The following is an 18693-nucleotide window of genomic DNA, read 5'->3' as shown; positions in this document are numbered from 1 at the left end:
TGATGACGCGCCCTGCCGATGCAAAGAAGACCGCGAGCACCCTCGTAGGGTTCGGCCTCGTCGGTTGCGCCGCGGCTGCCGCGCTCTGGTATTTCAATGTTCCGGCCAGGGCGCCCCGTGCGTTCGCGCAAGGTGTCGCCGCCCCGGTCGCGGCTGCGCACGCGCAAGCGGCACAGCCCGCGCAGAACGGGACCGCGGCCACGCTGCCGCCCTCGCTGGCGGGCTCCATGCCGCCGCGCTTGCCGTTGGACGAGCGCGGACACTTACGCAAAGCGCGCGCCGTGCGCGACTTTTTCGACTATTTCCTGACGGCGCAAAATCAACTGCCGCGCAACGCGCTCGATGCGCTCGTGCGCAATGAGATCGCGGCACAACTCGACGGCACGATCGCAGAGCCCGAGGTGCTGGATGGGTGGCAACGCTATACGTCATACCTCAAGACGATGGGTAGCTTGCAGATGCTTTCCGCTCCGGCCTCGGCGGGCGGCACGACGCGCACGGACGACCTCGATGCGATGCAGGCTTCGCTCGATGAGCGTGCGTCGGTGGCTGCACGAACGCTTGGCGCGGAGTGGAGTGAAGCATTCTTCGGTGCAGACTGGCGACACGCGCGCTATACGATCGAGCGGTGGCGCATTCAGCGCGATTCGACGTTGACCGACGCGCAACAGGCAGCGCGCTTGCAAGCGCTCGAACAAAGTTTGCCGCCTGAGGAACGCGCGGTGCTCGAGAACAACCGGCGTGAACAAGCGCAGATTCGCGCGGTCGCGCAACTTCAACAGCCAGGGGTCACGATCGATCAATTGCGCGCGCAGGCGACGCAGCAGTTTGGCCCGCAGGCGGCGGAGCGGATCGTCGAAATGCGGCAGGCCAACGATGCATGGCATGCGAAGTACGCCGACTACGCCGCGCAAAGAGCGAGTATCGAAGCGATGGGCTTGCCGCCCGGCGAACGCGACGCGCAGATCGCGCAACTGCGCCAGCGCATCTTTACCGATCCCGCACAGGTGCTGCGCGCTGCGTCGCTCGATCGTGGCACGCGGCAGTAACGAACACGTTACCGGGTGCGATCACCGGGCTCGGCGCTTCCGACCTCTTCCGCTACCCGTGCGGTACCACGAAAAAAAGCGAACGTTATTTCGATCTTGATGCTTATTTGTAATCAACGCCCCTCATTCAATTTCCAGAATACTCAGCGCCGTGTAGGGCGTTTGACGATTGGATTTCCGGCTGCTATGTTCCGGCGAACCCATGAATGATGAGTGCACGTTCGTTGAATAACCCGTCCGTCCAGGTTAGACGGCTCGGCGGGCGGCCAGCATAGGTCCACCTGGGGCGGGACCCCGCCGTACTCGAGTGCGGCAGGCATGCGACAAAAGCGATTGTTCAATCCCCTATTAAAAGAGGAGGGTTTCATATCGCCATCGATAATTAAATAATATGCCTATTCGTTGTCTGAATTCATGGAATCCCGGAATGAGGGCCTCGAGCCATGCCCGGATTTTTAAAAAACTGCGGAGCTTATAATGTCGAAAAATAAGAAAGCCAGTCACTTGATTTCCAAGCGTCTTGCGTTGGACGCGCTTCCTGTGGCGATCGCGTTCGCGGCGGCGCAACTGCCCGCGCTCGCTCACGCGGCGACATCATGGACAGCCACGTCCACCGAGGCATTCCTGCTTCCCGGCGCGCAAAGCAGGGCCACGGTTCAGTCCGAAGGGCCGGGTGTTGCGGCGCAGACCGGCTACGCGCTCAACGTCAACGGTGCGCCGCCACTGACCAACACTCGCGTCATGCCGCTCGAAATCACCCGGCCGCTCCATCTCACAGTCGTGCTGAAAGGCCGCAACGATGCCCAGCTCGACACGTTTCTAAGCGAATTGGAGGACCCGGGCAGCGCGAACTATCATCGTTATCTGACGCCTGCCGAATTCAAGGACCGTTTCGGCCCGACCGAGGCGCAGGTGCAAGCTGTCGTTTCGCATCTGCGCGCAAACGGCTTTCGCGATATCACCGTATCGGCGAACAACAAGCTCGTTACCGCCGACGGCAACGTCGACAACGCGCATAGCGCCTTCAACGTGAGCCTGAAGCGGTTCAACTACCGGGGCAAATCCGTCTACGGCAACGACGTGCCTGCACAGGTGCCGAGCGAACTCGGCGGCCTGGTGGACGCCGTGCTCGGCCTGCAGAACGCCGCGGTGCCACATCGCTTGCTACACCGTCTCCTGCCGGCCAGCGCGTTGATCGATCATCCCGACGGCGCGACGACATCTGCAGGCCAACAAGTCCCCCATGTGCCCACCGATTTCGCGAAGATCTACGGCGCCAGCAGCTTGCCGGCCGCGACCAATACGACGGTCGGGATTATCACCTGGGGCGACATGAAGCAGACGATCGCCGATCTCAAGCAGTTCACGAACAGTGTGGGCCTGCCCACGGTGAATACGGCCGTGGTGCCCGGTGGCCCTGGCACGCTCGCCGACGATGGCGATCCTGCCGAGTGGGACCTCGATAGCCAGGACATCATCGGCGTTTCGGGCGGCGTCAAGAAACTGATCTTTTATGCAGCGATCAACGGGGACTCCCGGGACGACGCGCTGACGGATGCGACGATCACGCAGGCCTTCAACACGGCCACAACCGCCAACGAAGCGAAGATCATCAACGTTTCCCTCGGTGAAGACGAATCGGCGGCCAAAGGGGACGGCTCGCTGCAAGCGAACGACGCCGTTTTCAAGCAAGCGGCCGCCCAAGGGCAGATCTATTCGATTTCCTCGGGCGATGCCGGCGTTTATCAATGGTCGTATTCGCCGTACGGCGCGCCGGGGTTCATCGGCGACTATAACAACACCGGCACGGCGATCAGCACGACGATCGACATGACGAAATTCAGCGCATCGTCGCCGGCCAGTTCACCGTACGTTGTCGCCGTCGGCGGCACGACGCTGTCGACGACGAACACAACGACCTGGGCGGGCGAAACGGTTTGGAATGAAGGTGCGGCGTATGCCGATCTCGATATGTTCGGCTACCCGGTGGATAGTGCCGCGCGTATCTGGGCGACGGGCGGCGGCGTCAGCGCGTACGAAACCATACCGTCGTGGCAAACGCCGGTGCTGAGTACGTACGTGAAAAGGCGGGGGCTGCCTGACGTCTCATTCGACGCAGCTGCAACGACGGGCGCGCTGATCATCATCAACGGACAGGCCAACCAGCAGGTTGGCGGCACGAGTCTCGCATCGCCGATTTTCGTGGGCGGATTCGCGCGCGTCGAGTCGGCGCACAACAACAGCATCGGCTTGCCGACACCGGGCTTTTACAAGAAGCTCCCGTTCAATACATCGCTCCTGCATGATGTCCCGCCCGGGGGCAACAACGGCTATGGCAGCTACGGCTATAGGCTGCGCACCGGCTGGGATTACGATACGGGCTTCGGCAGCTTGCAGTTTTCTAAGCTGAGCGCGATGTACTGAGGTGCGCTGCGCTGACTCTGTTCGGGCGTGATGTAGGGTCTGGTCGCCTTGCTGGCGGAGCGGCGACGCTGACGATGTCCCCGCGGGCGCACATGCGACCCGTCACGCCACCCGCGCGACGCCCGTCGCCAGTTCGCGTTCGATGACTTTCGCCAGTGCATCGAACGCGGGTCCGATCCGCTCGTGGGGCACACAGGCGTACCCAAGCAGCAAACCCGATTGCGCGGCGCTTTCCTGGCTGTAGTAATTCGACAGCGGCCGCACGACCACACCGGCCTCGAATGCCGCCGAAGTCACGGCACGATCGTTCGTCCCTCCCGGCAACCCGAGCACCAAATGCAGTCCCGCTTCGTCGCCCATGACCTGCAACGTATCTCCGAAGCGCGTGCGAATCGCATCGATGAGAATCTGTCGGCGCTCGCCGTACAACGCGCGCATGCGCCGCACGTGCGATGTCAGGTAGCCGTCCATGATGAACTCGGCCAGCACCGCTTGATGCATGAGCTGGCCCTCGCGATATAACTCTGCCACCCCGGTGCGGAACGTATCGACCAAATGCTCGGGCGCGACCATATAACCGATCCGCAGCCCTGGAAACAATATCTTCCCGAGACTCCCGACATAGATCACGCGGCCCGCTTCGTCGAGCCCCTGCAACGAGGCCAGCGGGTGACTGCCGTAACGAAACTCGCTGTCGTAATCGTCTTCCAGGATCCAGACGCCATGCTGGCGCGCGTATTCGAGCAACGTCCGGCGGCGGGCGAGGCTCATCACCATGCCGAGCGGATATTGATGAGACGGTGTCACCACCGCAAGGCGCGGCGGCGCGGCCGGCGACAGCTCGCGCGGGTTCAAGCCTTCGCTGTCGACGGGAATCGATTCGAGTTCCAGGCCCGCCGATTGGAGCACGCTGCGCGCCCCCCAATAGCAAGGCTCCTCCACCCAAGCGCGATCGCCGACGTCGGTCAACAGTCGCACCGCCAAGTCCATCGACTGATGAATACCCGTCGTGAGGATGATTTGATCGGGCGAGCATTTGACCGAACGCGCCACGCGCAAGTAGTCCGACAGGGCACGCCGCAGCGGCCGGTAACCGCCCCCTGGCGCGTAGGTCAACAACTCGGGATTGGCCTCTTTCCAGAGCCGCGCCTGCAAGCGGCTCCAGGTGCGCGCCGGGAATTCGGCGACATCGGGTACCCCCGGCATAAACGCCCCCCATTGCTTCGGCGCCACGCCGGCGCGGCCGATCAGGCGCCGGCCGCGGTTCGACAAACTCTGTTGGGCGAGCGCTTCGCGCGTCATGTTTGGCGTGCTCGCGCCGGGAGACGGCCTGGACTTGACCGCCGCCGTGTCGGGACGCGTATCGGCCACGTAAGTTCCACTTCCCGTGGTTGACAAGACGTAGCCTTCGGCGGTCAATTGGTCATACACGCGCAGCACGGTGTTGCGCGCGACGTCGAGATCGTCTGCCAGCGTTCTCGAACTCGGCAGCTTGGTGCCGGGCGCCAGTTGTCCCGTCAGGATGGCCTGCTGCACGAGACGCAGCACCTGTCGATACAGGGGCTCGGCTCCGCCGCGCTCCAGCCGGACGGACAGCCAGTCCGACAGAATGATCGTATCCAAAGTGGTTCCCTTCGGAATAATGAAATGGTTCCGTTGCGTGGAACCGTGACCGATTATATTGGATCACAAATGAAGTGTGGTGCTCGCTAGTCGATGGAGCCAATCGGATCAGGTCGGGCTGAGCAGGAGACGACGGACAATGAAGACGGATCAAGTGATCGTGAGCTTTCGCGGCGTGCGTAAGACGTATGACGGCGAAACCCTCGTCGTCAAGTCGCTCGACCTCGATATCTACCAGGGTGAATTCCTGACGCTGCTCGGGCCGTCCGGATCGGGCAAAACCACTTGTCTGATGATGCTGGCCGGCTTCGAATTTCCCACCGGCGGCGAGATTCGCCTCGACGGGCAATTGCTTAACACCGTGCCGCCGCATCAGCGCAACATTGGTATGGTGTTCCAGAACTACGCGCTGTTTCCGCATATGACGGTGGAGCAGAACGTCGCTTATCCGCTCACGGTGCGCAAGATGGCCGCCGCCGAGCGTCGGGAGCGCGTGGCTCACGCTTTGGCGATGGTGCGCATGGAAAGCTTCGCCAAGCGTTACCCGGCCCAGCTTTCAGGCGGGCAACAGCAGCGGATCGCACTCGCGCGCGCACTCGTGTTCGAGCCGCGCCTCGTATTGATGGACGAACCGCTCGGCGCGCTCGATAAACAACTGCGCGAGCACATGCAGTACGAATTGAAGGCTCTGCACGAGAAGCTTGGATTGACGTTCGTCTATGTCACGCACGATCAAGGCGAGGCACTGACGATGTCCGATCGTGTCGCCGTCTTCGACAAAGGGATCGTGCAGCAGCTCGATACCGTCGATTGCCTTTATGAAGCGCCGTGCAATGAGTTCGTGGCGAACTTCATCGGCGACAGCAACCGCCTGCAAGGCACGATCTCCGATGTCGACGGCGAGTTCTGCCGGATGCGCCTTCGCGACGGCACCCATGTCGTGGGCCGCAATGTGGCGGGTGCGAGGGCTGGCGCTTCCGCGGTTGCCTGCATTCGCCCCGAACGCCTGCGGCTCGTGGCGCAACCGGCCGAGCCGCAGCGGGGCAATACGCTCGCCAGCGAAGTGCGCGGCCTCATTTATTTCGGCGATCACGTGCGGATGCGATGCGCGGTGCCCGAACAGAACGAATGCTTCGTGAAGGTGCCGCTTGGCACCGAAGCGCTCGAGACGTTCGTGCCGGGTGCGAGCGTCGCACTCCAGTTCGCGCCCGAGCACTTGCGCGTGTTCGCGTAACGCCATCAACGAAGACCTGACGAATACCCACGTAGAGGAGAGCCCAGATGAAGACGAACCCCATCACGATGCGCCGCGTTGCTGCGACGCTGGCCGTCGCTTGTGCGTCGACGGTACTTGCCGCGGCCGGCGCCGCGGCGGCCGAGTTGACTGTCGTGAACTTCGGCGGCGCGAACGCCGACGCGCAGAAGCTCGCCTATTACCAGCCGTTCCAACAGAAGACAGGCGACAAGATCACGGCGGTGGAATACAACGGCGAGACGGCCAAGATCAAGGCAATGGTGGAAGCCAAGCATGTGAACTGGGACGTCGTCGAAGTCGAATCGGGCGACCTCGGCCGCGGTTGCGACGAAGGTCTCTATGAAAAGCTCGACTGGTCGAAGATCGCCAAGAAATCGGAACTGATCCCGGAATCGCCGAGCACCTGCGGCGTGGGCTTTTTCGTGTGGTCGACGGCCATTGCCTATAACGCCGACAAACTCAAGACGGCGCCGACGGGCTGGGCCGATTTCTGGAACGTGAAGAAATTCCCCGGCAAACGTGCGCTGCGCAAGGGGGCGCGCGGCAACCTCGAATTCGCGCTGATGGCCGACGGCGTCGCGCCGAAGGATGTCTACAAGGTGCTGGCGACCAAGGCCGGCCAAGATCGCGCGTTCAAGAAGCTTGACGAACTGAAGCCGAACATTCAGTGGTGGGAAGCGGGCGCTCAGCCGCCGCAATTTCTCGTCGCCGGCGATGTCGTGATGTCGTCTGCCTTCAACGGCCGTATCGATGCCGCCCAGCGCGAAGGCAAGAACCTGAAGGTGGTGTGGAACGGCAGCATCTACGACCTCGACTACTGGGTGATTCCGAAGGGCTCTCCGAATAAGGCGCTGGCGGAACAATTCATTGCCTATTCGGTGTCGTCGAAGCCGCAACAAGTCTATGCGCAGCACATTGCCTACGGCCCGGCGAATCGCGATGCGATCAAATCGCTCGATGCGAAGACGCTGTCGAATCTGCCAAATTCGCCGGCCAATGGCCAGAACGCGGTCCTGCAAGATGCGGCGTTCTGGACTGACTACGGCGATGAACTCGAGCAGCGCTTCGCGTCGTGGGCGTCGAAGTAATTCGCTGTTATCGCGCCGGCCCGAATGACATCGGGCCGGGGCAACGCGAATAGCGTCCAGCACGAAACAAGAGGCAATGTAGGAGATGAGCGTGCAAACGATGACGATTCCGGGCGAGCCGAGCGGCGCGTCGACCGCGACATTGAAGCGCGAGCTGAAAGCCGCACAGGCACGCAAGCGGCTGACGGCGATCCTGCTGATTGCACCGCTGGCGATCTTTTTGTTGTTGATCTTCGTTGTGCCGATCGCAGCCTTGTTGACGCGCGCGGTGCAGAATCCCGAAGTGGCCAACGCGCTGCCGAAGACCGCGGTTCAGCTGCGCCATTGGGATCGTACGAGCGAGATCCCAGCCACCGCCTACGCGGCGCTGGCCAGCGATTTGGCTGCGACGCAGGACGGCGAGGTGATGGGCAGCCTCGAGCGCCGGCTCAATGTCGAAATACCGGGCTTCCACTCGCTGGTGTCGAAGACGGCGAACGCGCTGCCGTTCATGGACGACGACAACCATCCGCTCAAGCTTGCACCCGAGCAAATCCGGGCGAAGCTGATCGATCTCGATCGGCGGTGGGGCGAGGTGCGCTACTGGCGGGCGATTGCCAAGAACGGCTCGCGTTATTCGCCGTTCTACTTGCTGGCGGCGCTCGATCATCGTGAAGATGCGTTCGGCCACATCGAGCAGACCGATCCCGATCAACGTATCTATCTGAACGTCTTCGGCCGGACGTTCGTGATTGGCGCAGTCGTGACGCTGGCGGCGTTGCTGCTCGGCTATCCGCTCGCCTACTGGATTTCGACGCTGAGCGAGCGACGCGCGAACCTGGTCATGATTCTCGTGCTGATTCCGTTTTGGACATCGATCCTGGTGCGTGTCGCCGCATGGATCGTGATTTTGCAGACCGAAGGGCTCGTCAACCGAACGTTGCTCGGCTTTGGCTTGATTCACGCGCCGCTCGAACTGCTGTTCAATCGTACGGGCGTCTATATTTCGATGACGCATATTCTGCTGCCGTTCATGATCCTGCCGCTGTATAGCGTGATGAAGTCGATTCCGCGGACGTATCAGCGCGCTGCGGTTTCACTGGGCAGCCACCCGTTCGCGGCATTCTGGCGGGTGTATGTGCCGCAGACGTATCCGGGCATCGGTGCGGGGGCGCTTCTCGTGTTCATTCTCGCGATCGGCTACTACATTACGCCGGCATTGCTGGGTGGGCCGAACGATCAGATGGTGAGCTATTACGTCGCCTATTTCACGAACGTGACGATCAATTGGGGTATGGCCTGTGCGCTTGGCGGCTTGCTGTTGGCGGCGACGCTCGTGCTCTACGTGGTTTACGGCCGCTTCACTAAGGCCCAGCCGAACCTGTAGTACGGATCGCGCTTGAACGCCGAACTTTCGCGCCATTTGAAATCGATAGACCGCAATGTCCTGAAGGGGCATTCGCGCCGGAGCCGACGATGAAACTTTCGAAGCCGCTGTTCGCACCGCATACGTCGCTCGTCGAACGCGCATGGTATTTCCTGTTGCGCGGCTTGGCCGTGCTGACGCTGTTGTATTTGATTCTGCCGGTCCTCGCGATCGTGCCTTTGTCGTTTTCGTCGAGCACATTTCTCGTCTATCCGATTCCGAGCTGGTCGCTGCGCTGGTACGAGCACCTCGTCACCTCCGACGCCTGGCGTATGGCGGCGAAGAACAGCTTCATCGTGGCGCCTTCGGCAACCGTCTTGGCCACGGTGCTCGGTACGTTGGCGGCGCTCGGCTTGGCGAAGGCGAATTTCCGCGGCAAGGCGATCGTCATGGCCGTGTTGATTTCGCCGATGATCGTGCCCGTCATCGTCGTGGGCGTGGGCATGTATTTGTTCTTCGCGCCGCTTGGGCTGGCGAATACCTATATCGGCCTGATCATGGCGCACGCGGCGCTCGGCGTGCCGTTCGTGGTGACGACGGTTGGGGCGACGTTACAAGGATTCGACGGAAATCTCGTCAAGGCGAGCCTTTCGCTCGGTGCCAATCCGACTCGTACGTTCTTCCGGATCACGCTGCCCGTGATCGCGCCCGGCGTGATTTCCGGCGCGTTGTTCGCGTTTGCGACTTCGTTCGACGAGGTGGTGGTGACGCTGTTTCTGGCGGGCGCGAATCAAACCACGTTGCCTCGCCAGATGTTCACGGGTATCCGCGAGAACATCACGCCGACGATCGCCGCGCTGGCCACCATTCTGATCATCTTTTCGACGGCGTTGCTGCTGGCACTGGAATGGCTGCGCGGGCGGAATGCGGCTCGCGCTACCGCTTGAATTTGGGGGAATCTAATCTCAAACGTTGCCGGCGTCCGACTCGTCGGCGCGTTCGGCCGGCCCCCGGCCGAACTCCTCGATCAGGAACCCCAGGAACGCGCGAATTTTCGGAGCAAGATGCTGTCGCGACGAATAGATCGCATAGATCGTGGTTTCCACCGTGCGCCAATCGCCGAGTGCGGATTGCAGCCGCCCTTGCATCAAGTCGTCTTCGACATAGGGATAGGGGATCAGGCTGACGCCGAAGCCGGCGCGCAGCGCGTCACGAATCGCGAGGCTCGATCCCACGGAATATCGTGCGTCGACCGGCACCCGCTCGATGCGATCGCCCTTTTGGAACTCCCATGTGTCGGCGTGGCCCGAGAGGCTGAACCGGATGCAGTTGAGCGATTTCAAATCCGATGGCGTTCGGGGCTCGCCATGTGCTTCGAAATAGGACGGCGCCGCACACACCACATGCGGCATGATGGCCAGCTTTCTGGCGATCAAGCTGGAGTCTTCAAGGTTATCGGTGCCTCGGATGGCAAGATCGAATCCCTCTCGCACCAGATCGACGCGTCTGTCGTCGAGATGCAAATCGAGCTTGAGATCGGGGTACTGTGACAGAAAGCGCGGGATGGCGGCTGAGAGCCGCGTGAGCGTGACCGTCATGGGCGCCGTGACACGCAATGTTCCGCTAGGCGATGCCTTGATCGGGCCCAGTGCGGCGTCGGCTTCGGCGAGTGCGTCGAGCCCGCGCGTCACATGCTCCAGATAGATTCTGCCTTCCTCGGTGAGCGCCATTCGCCGCGTCGTCCGGTTGATCAACCTTGCGCCGACATACGTCTCCAGCTCTGCAATGTTCTTGCTGACCGCGGCGGACGACACGCCGAGACGCCGTCCGGCTTCGGCGAAGCTGCTCAGTTCGGCCACGTGACGGAAGACCTGCAGGGCGGTATAGCGGTCCATCGATCGTTCACCCTTGGTAAATAAAGTTATTCTTTAGCGAACATTATCATCTCCGAGTGAGTTACGTATCCTGCGCCATGAGCGGATTCGACGTGGAGCGTGTCGCTCAAGCATTCGGGCTTGCCGCGGACGAAGGGCCCGTGATGCGCGTCGCGCTCGGTCGCGCGGCACCCGGAAACTGGCCGCAAAAGCCACGCCGGCCTCTATCGGAAGTTCCGCAAAGGTATGAAAGTCAACGCGTCCGATGTCTTGATGACGGCGATTGCCCCGGTCGTATGGGGCAGTACGTATATCGTCACGACCCAGTTTCTGCCGAATTTCTCTCCGATCACGGTTGCCATGCTGCGGGCTCTGCCTGCCGGATTGCTGCTGCTTCTTTTCGTGCGGCAGTTGCCGTCCGGTATCGAATGGCTTCGCGTGTTCGTCCTTGGGGCACTCAACATCTCGATCTTCTTGAGCATGCTGTTCGTGGCGGCCTACCGGCTACCTGGCGGGGTGGCCGGAACCGTCGCCGCGGTTCAACCCTTGTTCGCCGTGTTTCTGGCCAGGCTGCTGCTCGGTAGCCCGATTCGGCCGGCACCGATCGTTGCGGTGCTGATCGGAATCGGCGGTGTCGCCTTGCTCGTGCTGACCCCGCGGGCCGCGCTCGACCCGATCGGCATCGCAGCCGGTCTTGCGGGAGCGGCGTCGATGGCCGTCGGCAACGTATTGGCGCGCAAGTGGCAACCGTCGGTATCGTTGCTCGCGTACACGGCATGGCAATTGACAGCCGGAGGTCTCCTACTCATTCCCGTAGTCGTTCTGTTCGCGCCGGCGATGCCAACGCCGACGATGGCCAATATTGGGGGACTGGCATGGCTCGCGCTGGTTGGCGCCGCTCTAACATACGTGCTTTGGTTTCGCGGGATTGCTCGGCTCGAACCCGCTGTCGTTTCGCCGCTGCTGTTCGTCAGCCCGCTCACAGCGGCGCTGCTTGGATGGGTGTTTTTGAATCAGGCGCTGACGCCGGTTCAAATCGTCGGTATCGTGTTCGTCATCGGCAGTATTTGGCTCAGCCAAAGGCCCGCCGCTCGGGGCCACGCGCCGGTCGCGACTTCAAACATCCGTTCAACCCGCTGAGAGGACTTCGCCATGCGATTGATGCGCTTCGCTTGTGTTGTCTTTGGCCTTTTCATTGCTTCGCCGGTTTTCGCGAAGATGGTTGCCGAACCCGTCGATTGGAAGTTGGACGGTACGACGTTCAAAAGCGTGCTGGTGTATGACGACGCCGTGACGACCAAGCGGCCCGGGCTCGTCATGGTCCCGAACTGGTACGGCGTGAACGATATCGCGGTGAAAAAAGCTGAGATGGTTGCGGGCAAAGATTACGTGATTTTGCTGACGGACATGTACGGTGCAGGGGTGCGTCCCAAGACCGACGATGACGCGCGTGCCGCTGTTGCGCCGCTCTATCACGATCGCGGGCTCATGCGCGCTCGCATCGGCAAAGCGTTCGACGAACTTAAAGCGCGGGCTGGCAGTGCACCGATCGATCGCTCGCGATTGGCGGCGATTGGCTTTTGTTTCGGCGGTGCGGCCGTCCTGGATCTCGCACGTAGCGGATCGGACGTGAAAGCGGTGATCGCCTTTCATGGCGATTTGGGCACGGACGATCCCGCCTCGGCGGCGAAAATCAAGGCGCGCGTACTGGCCATGAATGGGGGCGACGATCCGCTCACTATGCCTCAGGTGCCTGAGTTTACGAAGGAGATGAAACGCGATCCCGCCGATTGGCAATTCGTCGAAATCGGGCACGTCGTACATTGCTTCACGGAGACGGAGGCGAAGGCCGCGACAGGCGCATGCCGGTACGATGCGAAGGCGGCGGCCCGATCCTATGAAATGATGCGGGATTGGCTCACGGAGAGTTTTGCTTCGAATTGAGGTAGAGCAGATAGGGCGCGTCTGGTCGGGCGAGTTGGGGATGTTAAACGTCGACTGGTATTGCCGATACCAGTAATGGCAGTTGCCTTGTTAGCTGAGCTCAGCGTTGGAAAAATGTGGGCAAGCCATCTATCGATGAATGATGGCTCACATGACTAACAGCGACCTGGAACGGCAAACCATGCGCATATCGCTCTTGCATACAATCGATGGCAACAAACGCGTTTTCGACGAAGCTGCAAAGCAGCTCGGTTTAGGGGACGGCGATCTGCGTCATGAAGTCCGACCCGACCTGCGCGAGGCCGTGCAGCAGGCCGGCGCGTTCTCGGAAGACTTAAAAGCACAGACGGCGCGTTGCGTCCTCGATCTTGCCGCGGATTCGGATGCTGTCATTGTCAGTTGCGCGACGTTGGGGCCGGTGGTTGACCAACTTCAGGATGCGGCGGTTCCTATCGTGCGAGCGGATCGGGCGCTTGCCGCGGCGGCTGCCAACGGTGGAGGAAAAATCGCTGTCCTCTGCGCCGTCGCATCCACGATCGAGGCGAATAGGCGGTTGTTCGAAGAACATATTGTCATCGCTGGCACATTGGTCGAGATCGTCCACGTGGAACCCGTATGGACGCTCTATCAAAGCGGCGATATCGCCGGCTCCCACGCCGCTGCAGCCGCCGCGGCCGATGAAGCCTACGAAGCAGGGGCGACTGTCGTCGCGTTTGCTCATCCCTGGATGGCACCGGCCGCTAGTTTGGTACGGGCGAAGCAGCGTCCCCTGCACAGCGCCGATGCCGCTTTGCGCGCGGTTGTGAAGCAGCCGGCGGGCGGTGTTTGACTGCTATGCAAATGATTGCGGCGCCTCGAGCGCGGCGCCGCACGCTATCTTTCATGGCGGAGCGGCTTAATTGCCGAAGTACAGCGGCTTGATGCCATTGACTTGCGCCGGAGCCCCCGAGGCCGACGAACCGGCTTGCACGCCACCGACACCTTGATTGTTGCCGTTTTGTGCACTGACGCGGGCTTGCGCGAGTTGGGCGTCTTGCGGGTAGTACGGGTCATTGCTGAAGTTCGTACGGCCACCCGCTTGCTCGAATTGAATCAGTTCGGCCTTGACCTGAGCCCGCGTCACAGGGGCGTCCGATTGGGCGAAAGCGGCCACAGGAGCGGCAAAGGCGGCGGCGATGACGACAGCTTGAACGAGCGATTTCATGATGATGACCTCCAAAGTTGTTTATCTACCTGCTGGTTGCATCGTGTTCGTTGCGTGAACCGATGACTGCAGTGTAGTGATTGGAGGCCCTAGGGTTAATCCCTAAGTTGATAAATCATCGTTGCAAATCTGTTCACAATCGACGTGGAGACGCGAGGTCTGGCTGCGCCGCCGGCGAGTGTGCATAGGCGCTACGCCACGTACCGGGCGACGCTCACGAACTGGCACAAGCTGCCTGCCAGCACGAACAGGTGCCAGATGCCGTGCCCGTGGCGGATACGCTCATCGTTGATGAAGAAGTAGATGCCGACGCTGTAGATGATGCCCCCCGCGAGGAGCCAAGCGGTGCCAGCCGCAGGCAGTGCGTGAATCAGCGGGCGAATCGCCACGATCGCCAGCCAGCCCATCAGCACGTACAGCGTCATCGATACGATGCGCGTGCGCCGGCCGAGCGTGAGTTCCTGTGCGATGCCGAGCGCGGCGAGCCCCCAACTGACGCCGAACAGCGACCATCCCCACGGCCCGCGCAACGTAACGAGCGTAAACGGCGTGTAGCTGCCCGCGATCAACAGATAGATCGCCGAGTGATCGCATTTCTGAAGAATGGCTTTGACTAGCGGCGTACGCGCGCTGTGATACAGCGTCGAAATCGCGTAGAGCAAGCACAGCATCGCACCGTATACGCTGAAGCTGACGACTTTGTAAGCGTCGCCTTCGAGCGCGCCCATTGTGACCAGTACGGAAAGACCCGCCACCGACAACACTGCCCCGACGAGATGCGTAATGCTGTTGAAACGCTCACCGACATGCACGACGCCATTCTCCCAAGCGGTATCAAAGATGAATAGCTCGGATCATACCGGTCGCAGCGAAAAAACGGTGGCGGCTCGCCTCGTATCGTGGCGTAGCCAACTTATACCGTCGGGGGCATTTCGATGTCCATCCAATTTCATCACGTATAACATGTCTTCTCGGCGCGCAAGTTGGAGCGCACCGCTTTCGTCAACGCTTGGAAGCCTCTCGTCATGAATACTCCGCTGCTGCCGTTCCACATCGCGTTTCCCGTGCACAGCCTCGATGCGGCGCGCGCGTTCTATGGCGACCTGCTCGGTTGTCCCGAAGGCCGTAGCTCGGCCGAGTGGGTCGATTTCAATCTCTATGGCCACCAGATCGTTGCGCATCTTGCACCGAACGAAACAGGCGTAAGTACGACCAATGCCGTCGACGGACATGGCGTGCCGGTCCGTCATTTCGGCGCCATCCTGACGATGCCGCAATGGACCGCGCTTGCCGATAAGCTAAAGGCCGCCGGCGTGAAGTTCGTCATCGAACCGTATATCCGCTTCAAGGGTGAACCGGGCGAACAAGCGACGATGTTTTTTCTGGACCCGAGCGGCAACGCCCTCGAATTCAAATCGTTCGGCAACCTCGACATGCTGTTCGCGAAGTGAGGGGAAGGAATGGGCCATTCGAGCGATTCGAGCCGGGAGACGGGCGGGGCAGCCGGGAAAGGCCGCCAGCGTTCTATGCAATCAACTCAATGTCGGGGAGATTGGCGAGGACTTGGTCGTACGTGTCATACCGCGCGAGGGTGTCCACCACCAAGGGCAGAGGTTCCGCCCAGATTTCCGGAAGATCGCGTTCGTTCGGTGTTCCGATCGGAAACGCGAGCGCTTCCTGCGGCGGTTGGAACTGGGCATTGACGCCCGCCTTGTTCCCTCGCGGGTCAATACGGTACCAGCCCGATTCCTTCAGGTACACAGCATTCAGCCCGTGCAGACAGTACGGCGCTCCTTCACCCGTAACGGATAGCCGTTGGTAGCACAGCCCCGTCGGGACGCCGTTGGCTCTCAGCAGGGCGGCAAGCAGGTGGCTTTTCGCGTAGCAGTAGCCTGTCTTATGCCTCAAGACGTCCGATGCTTTGCAGGTCACAGGATTGAGTTTGAAATCGGAGCTGTGGCGGATCTCGTCCCTGACGAATTCGAAAGACGACCGGATGAGTTCGGTTTCTGACGCTGCCTGAGTGGCAAGCTGGCGGGCCTTTGCTTGAACTTCGGGGGTGTCGAAGTCGATGTATTGGCTCGCAGAAAGATAACGATGCATGGCTTGGCCTTTCAGCAGGGGAGGGTGAGCTGAGATGAATCCAACTTGATCGCGTGACTATACACGGACCGCGCCGATCGACAGTACCGGTCGGTTGTTGGCGTGAGTAAGTCGAAGGGCAATTTTCTTCAATACGCCAGATCCCGCGTCGCATACCTTCGGATTCGATGAATTCTTGACCACCGAATCACCGAGGGCAACACAATGAATCCTGCACTTTCCATGGGCGCTTTTGCGCTGGCTGCGTCTATTTCTCCCGGCCCCGTCAACATCGTCGCATTGGGTGCCAGTGCGCAATATGGGCTCCGTGCCGGCTTGCGGCATGTGACGGGCGCGACCGTCGGCTTTACGTTGCTGCTCCTGCTGATAGGGTTGGGATTGCACGAATTTCTTAGTCGTTGGCCGAACTTTACGAAGGCGATCCAATGGGCCGGGGTCGTATTTCTGATTTACATGGCTTACAAACTCGCCGTCGACGATGGGCGGCTCGGATCCGAGGGGACAATAAAAGGGCCCTCGTTCATGTCGGGAGCCGCTATGCAGTGGCTCAATCCGAAAGCGTGGCTGGCGTCTCTCGCCGGCATGGGCGCGTTCGCGGCAAGTGGAGATACGATGCTGGTCCTGCGGTTCTCCGCGATCTATTTCGCGATTTGCTATGGCTCCATCGCGTGCTGGGCGTATGCAGGCGCGCGGCTGCATCGGCATCTGCGTATCCCGAAGCAGGTCCGGCTATGCAATCGCCTGATGGCGATGCTGCTCGTGGGCAGCGCGGTCTACCTCGTCCGAGCTTGACTGACCGGCCGGCCTGCGGCCGAATCAACCTCGATATTGATTAGGCGTCGCCGCCGTGAATTGGCGGAACGCGCGTTGCAGATGCGCTTGATCGGCGAAGCCCGCTTCGGCGGCGACATCGGCGATCGCGCGTCCCTGCTTGAGTGCCGAGCGGCTATATTCGATCCGGCAATTGACGAGATAAGCGTGTGGCGTCATGCCATACCGCTGTTTGAACGCGCGAATGAGATAAGAGGGCGAGAGCTCCGACGCCGCGCAAATCTCATCGAGCTTGAGCGAGCACGTGAAATTCGCGCGGATGAATTCCGCTGCTCGCGCAAGTTTCGGATTTGATGTGGCGGCCGGCGCGGGTGCCGTTTCACCCAGCGCCAGCTGAACATCGCCAAAAAACAGGCGGGCCGCGCTTTCCTTTTGCAGAATATCGGCGCCTTCGTCGGTGAGGATGCCGTAGAGGCGATTCAAGCCCGCATGGAGACCGGGGCGGGTTGACATCGTGGTGGAAAAGCGGCGGAAGCCTTGACCTTGGCGCCCGCCCGATTCGTGCTGAAGATCCGTCAGCCAGGAAACGTCCACGTACAGCATGAGATACGACCAGGCTTCGTCGTCGATCGGGTTGCAGGCGTGGACATCTTCGGGATTGATCACCACTACCGCGCCCGTGCCTATGTGCTGACGATGCGTGCCGTTCAGGTAGGTACTCCTGCCGCCGTTGATCGCGCCGATCGAAAACGTATCGTGCGCGTGCTTTGCATAGCAGACCTTGCGTCCATCCTCGACGGAGCGGGCTTCGATATAGGGTAGTGCCGCTTCGCGCCAGAATGTCGGCGTGGCCGTACGTTGGATTGAAACCGTTTGGTGTTTCATCTGTGGTTCGACGGGGCGAACATCGCCTCGATCAAAAATTTCGCTTATAACCAGCCGGCTGCCTTGAAGCGCCACCAGAGGATAACGTCGATGCCCAACATGGCCGCAAGGCAGATCGGATAACCGTACGCGTAGTGTAATTCGGGAATGCTCTGAAAGTTCATTCCGTAGATGCCGGCGATCATCGTCGGCACGGCGAACAATGCGGCGAACGCCCCGAGACGTTTCGTGACTTCGTTTTCCGCAAGCGAGATCATGCCGAGGTTTACCTGGATCGCCGTGACGGTCATTTCCCGGCGGCCTTCGATCGTCCTTACCATCCGCTCGAGGTGATCGTAAACATCGCGGAAGTACGCGTCCATACTTTCGCAGATCTGCGGAATGCGGCCGCCTGTCAACTTGCCGACGCTCTCGAGCAACGGCGCGATGTGATGGTGCAGCGCGACGAGCCTGCGCTTCAACGAGTAGAGATCCTCGATGATTGCGCGCGACGCCGCGAGGCTGTGTTTCTCGAAGATCCGATCTTCGATATCCTCGAGTTTCGCGGAGAGCGCCTGGAGGATCGGGAAATAGCGATCGACGATGCTGTCGATGAGCGCATACAACACGAAGCCGGAACCTTCCTTGAGCAAATTTGGCTGCCGCTCGCAGCGCGTGCGAACTTCCTGGAAGCCAAGGCGCGTTCGGTTGCGAACGGATAGCACGTAATTGCTGCCCACAAAAACATCGACTTCGCCGATCAGCAACTGATCTTCCTCATCCATTTCGATCGTGTGCAGCACCGCGAAGAGCGAGTCGCCGTATTCCTCGATCTTAGGATGCTGGTGACCGTGATAGACGTCCTCCACGGCAAGCTCGTGCAGGCCGAACTCTTCTTTCATGACTTCGAGTTCGCCGGCTTCCGGGTCCTTCAAGGCGACCCACACCAGGCAGTCGGGCTTGGCGAGATAGTCGCTTATCTCGGGGACCTCGATGTCGGCGAGTTTTCTGCCGTTCTGATAGGCGACGCAATTGATCAGCATGTGTAGTTACCTTTGAAGCGGGTGCGGATGGTGCGAGGTGCATGGCGAGCGGCGATCATCCGCGGACGGCACGTCAATCGGCCTGCGGGCGTTAAAAGGGATTTGC

General features: G+C 60.9%; 18 protein-coding genes and 1 pseudogene. 12 read left to right on the top strand and 7 right to left on the bottom strand.

Annotated elements, in window-relative coordinates; translation table 11 throughout:
- Positions 1–2: 2 nt before the first annotated feature.
- Positions 3–1049: a lipase secretion chaperone gene (locus ACTHL0_RS06155; RefSeq protein ID WP_440565772.1), complete on the top strand. Its 1047-nt coding sequence runs from the start codon at positions 3–5 to the stop codon at positions 1047–1049.
- Positions 1050–1526: 477 nt separating this feature from the next.
- Entirely contained in the window at positions 1527–3473 is a 1947-nt protein-coding gene (locus ACTHL0_RS06150) for a S53 family peptidase (protein ID WP_440565752.1), read from the top strand.
- A 102-nt stretch (positions 3474–3575) separates the two neighbouring features.
- On the opposite strand, the gene pdxR is transcribed toward ACTHL0_RS06150, so the two are convergent.
- A complete protein-coding gene (gene pdxR, locus ACTHL0_RS06145) occupies positions 3576–5096 on the bottom strand; it encodes a MocR-like pyridoxine biosynthesis transcription factor PdxR (protein WP_440565751.1) in 1521 nt (506 codons plus the stop codon).
- 139 nt (positions 5097–5235) lie between these two features.
- Between pdxR and ACTHL0_RS06140 the strand changes: the two genes are divergently transcribed.
- From ACTHL0_RS06140 to ACTHL0_RS06125, 4 genes are all read left to right on the top strand, one after another.
- Positions 5236–6330 (top strand): ABC transporter ATP-binding protein, encoded by a 1095-nt coding sequence (locus ACTHL0_RS06140; RefSeq protein WP_440565750.1) that lies wholly within the window; start codon positions 5236–5238, stop codon positions 6328–6330.
- 68 nt (positions 6331–6398) lie between these two features.
- A complete protein-coding gene (locus ACTHL0_RS06135) occupies positions 6399–7439 on the top strand; it encodes an ABC transporter substrate-binding protein (RefSeq protein WP_440565770.1) in 1041 nt (346 codons plus the stop codon).
- A gap of 100 nt (positions 7440–7539) precedes the next feature.
- Positions 7540–8805 carry an ABC transporter permease gene (locus ACTHL0_RS06130; RefSeq protein WP_440565769.1) on the top strand — a complete coding sequence of 422 codons (1266 nt, stop codon included), beginning with the start codon at positions 7540–7542 and terminating at the stop codon, positions 8803–8805.
- Positions 8806–8894: 89 nt separating this feature from the next.
- The gene (locus ACTHL0_RS06125) at positions 8895–9731 is read left to right on the top strand and encodes an ABC transporter permease (RefSeq protein ID WP_440565749.1); all 837 of its coding nucleotides are present in this window, start codon (positions 8895–8897) and stop codon (positions 9729–9731) included.
- Positions 9732–9749: 18 nt separating this feature from the next.
- Here ACTHL0_RS06125 and ACTHL0_RS06120 read toward each other — a convergent pair whose 3' ends face one another.
- Positions 9750–10679, bottom strand: coding sequence for a LysR family transcriptional regulator (locus ACTHL0_RS06120; protein WP_440565748.1), 930 nt, complete (start codon positions 10677–10679; stop codon positions 9750–9752).
- A gap of 68 nt (positions 10680–10747) precedes the next feature.
- Here ACTHL0_RS06120 and ACTHL0_RS06115 point away from each other — a divergent pair.
- The 4 genes and pseudogenes from ACTHL0_RS06115 to ACTHL0_RS06100 all read left to right on the top strand — a co-directional run.
- Positions 10748–10894: pseudogene (locus ACTHL0_RS06115) on the top strand (nitroreductase family protein); the annotation flags it as partial.
- Positions 10895–10904: 10 nt separating this feature from the next.
- A complete protein-coding gene (locus tag ACTHL0_RS06110; RefSeq protein WP_440565747.1) occupies positions 10905–11798 on the top strand; it encodes a DMT family transporter in 894 nt (297 codons plus the stop codon).
- A gap of 12 nt (positions 11799–11810) precedes the next feature.
- Positions 11811–12602, top strand: a complete 792-nt coding sequence (locus ACTHL0_RS06105; protein ID WP_440565746.1) for a dienelactone hydrolase family protein — start codon at positions 11811–11813, stop codon at positions 12600–12602.
- 151 nt (positions 12603–12753) lie between these two features.
- Positions 12754–13431, top strand: coding sequence for an arylsulfatase (locus ACTHL0_RS06100; RefSeq protein ID WP_440565745.1), 678 nt, complete (start codon positions 12754–12756; stop codon positions 13429–13431).
- A gap of 66 nt (positions 13432–13497) precedes the next feature.
- On the opposite strand, the gene ACTHL0_RS06095 is transcribed toward ACTHL0_RS06100, so the two are convergent.
- A complete protein-coding gene (locus tag ACTHL0_RS06095; protein WP_440565744.1) occupies positions 13498–13806 on the bottom strand; it encodes a DUF4148 domain-containing protein in 309 nt (102 codons plus the stop codon).
- A 191-nt stretch (positions 13807–13997) separates the two neighbouring features.
- On the bottom strand, positions 13998–14618 hold the full coding sequence (trhA, locus tag ACTHL0_RS06090) for a PAQR family membrane homeostasis protein TrhA (RefSeq protein ID WP_440565743.1): 621 nt from the start codon (positions 14616–14618) through the stop codon (positions 13998–14000).
- A gap of 213 nt (positions 14619–14831) precedes the next feature.
- Here trhA and ACTHL0_RS06085 point away from each other — a divergent pair, with 213 nt between their 5' ends.
- Positions 14832–15257 (top strand): VOC family protein, encoded by a 426-nt coding sequence (locus tag ACTHL0_RS06085; RefSeq protein ID WP_440565742.1) that lies wholly within the window; start codon positions 14832–14834, stop codon positions 15255–15257.
- A gap of 73 nt (positions 15258–15330) precedes the next feature.
- Here the strand turns inward: ACTHL0_RS06085 and ACTHL0_RS06080 are convergent, their stop codons facing one another.
- Complete coding sequence (locus ACTHL0_RS06080; RefSeq protein ID WP_440565741.1) at positions 15331–15909, bottom strand: transglutaminase-like domain-containing protein; 579 nt, start codon at positions 15907–15909, stop codon at positions 15331–15333.
- A gap of 204 nt (positions 15910–16113) precedes the next feature.
- On the opposite strand from ACTHL0_RS06080, the gene ACTHL0_RS06075 reads away from it, so the two are divergent.
- Positions 16114–16701 (top strand): LysE family translocator, encoded by a 588-nt coding sequence (locus ACTHL0_RS06075; RefSeq protein ID WP_440565740.1) that lies wholly within the window; start codon positions 16114–16116, stop codon positions 16699–16701.
- Positions 16702–16725: 24 nt separating this feature from the next.
- Here ACTHL0_RS06075 and ACTHL0_RS06070 read toward each other — a convergent pair whose 3' ends face one another.
- Together ACTHL0_RS06070 and corA are read right to left on the bottom strand one after the other, a co-directional pair.
- Complete coding sequence (locus ACTHL0_RS06070) at positions 16726–17565, bottom strand: helix-turn-helix domain-containing protein (RefSeq protein WP_440565739.1); 840 nt, start codon at positions 17563–17565, stop codon at positions 16726–16728.
- Between the two features lie 44 nt (positions 17566–17609).
- The gene (gene corA, locus ACTHL0_RS06065; protein WP_440565738.1) at positions 17610–18587 is read right to left on the bottom strand and encodes a magnesium/cobalt transporter CorA; all 978 of its coding nucleotides are present in this window, start codon (positions 18585–18587) and stop codon (positions 17610–17612) included.
- Positions 18588–18693 lie beyond the last annotated feature (106 nt).

It is taken from the genome of Trinickia sp., from assembly GCF_051961175.1.
Taxonomy (GTDB): Bacteria; Pseudomonadota; Gammaproteobacteria; order Burkholderiales; family Burkholderiaceae; genus Trinickia.
Note: the sequence above shows the minus strand (reverse complement) of the source record. Positions and strands in the feature narration are given on the sequence as shown.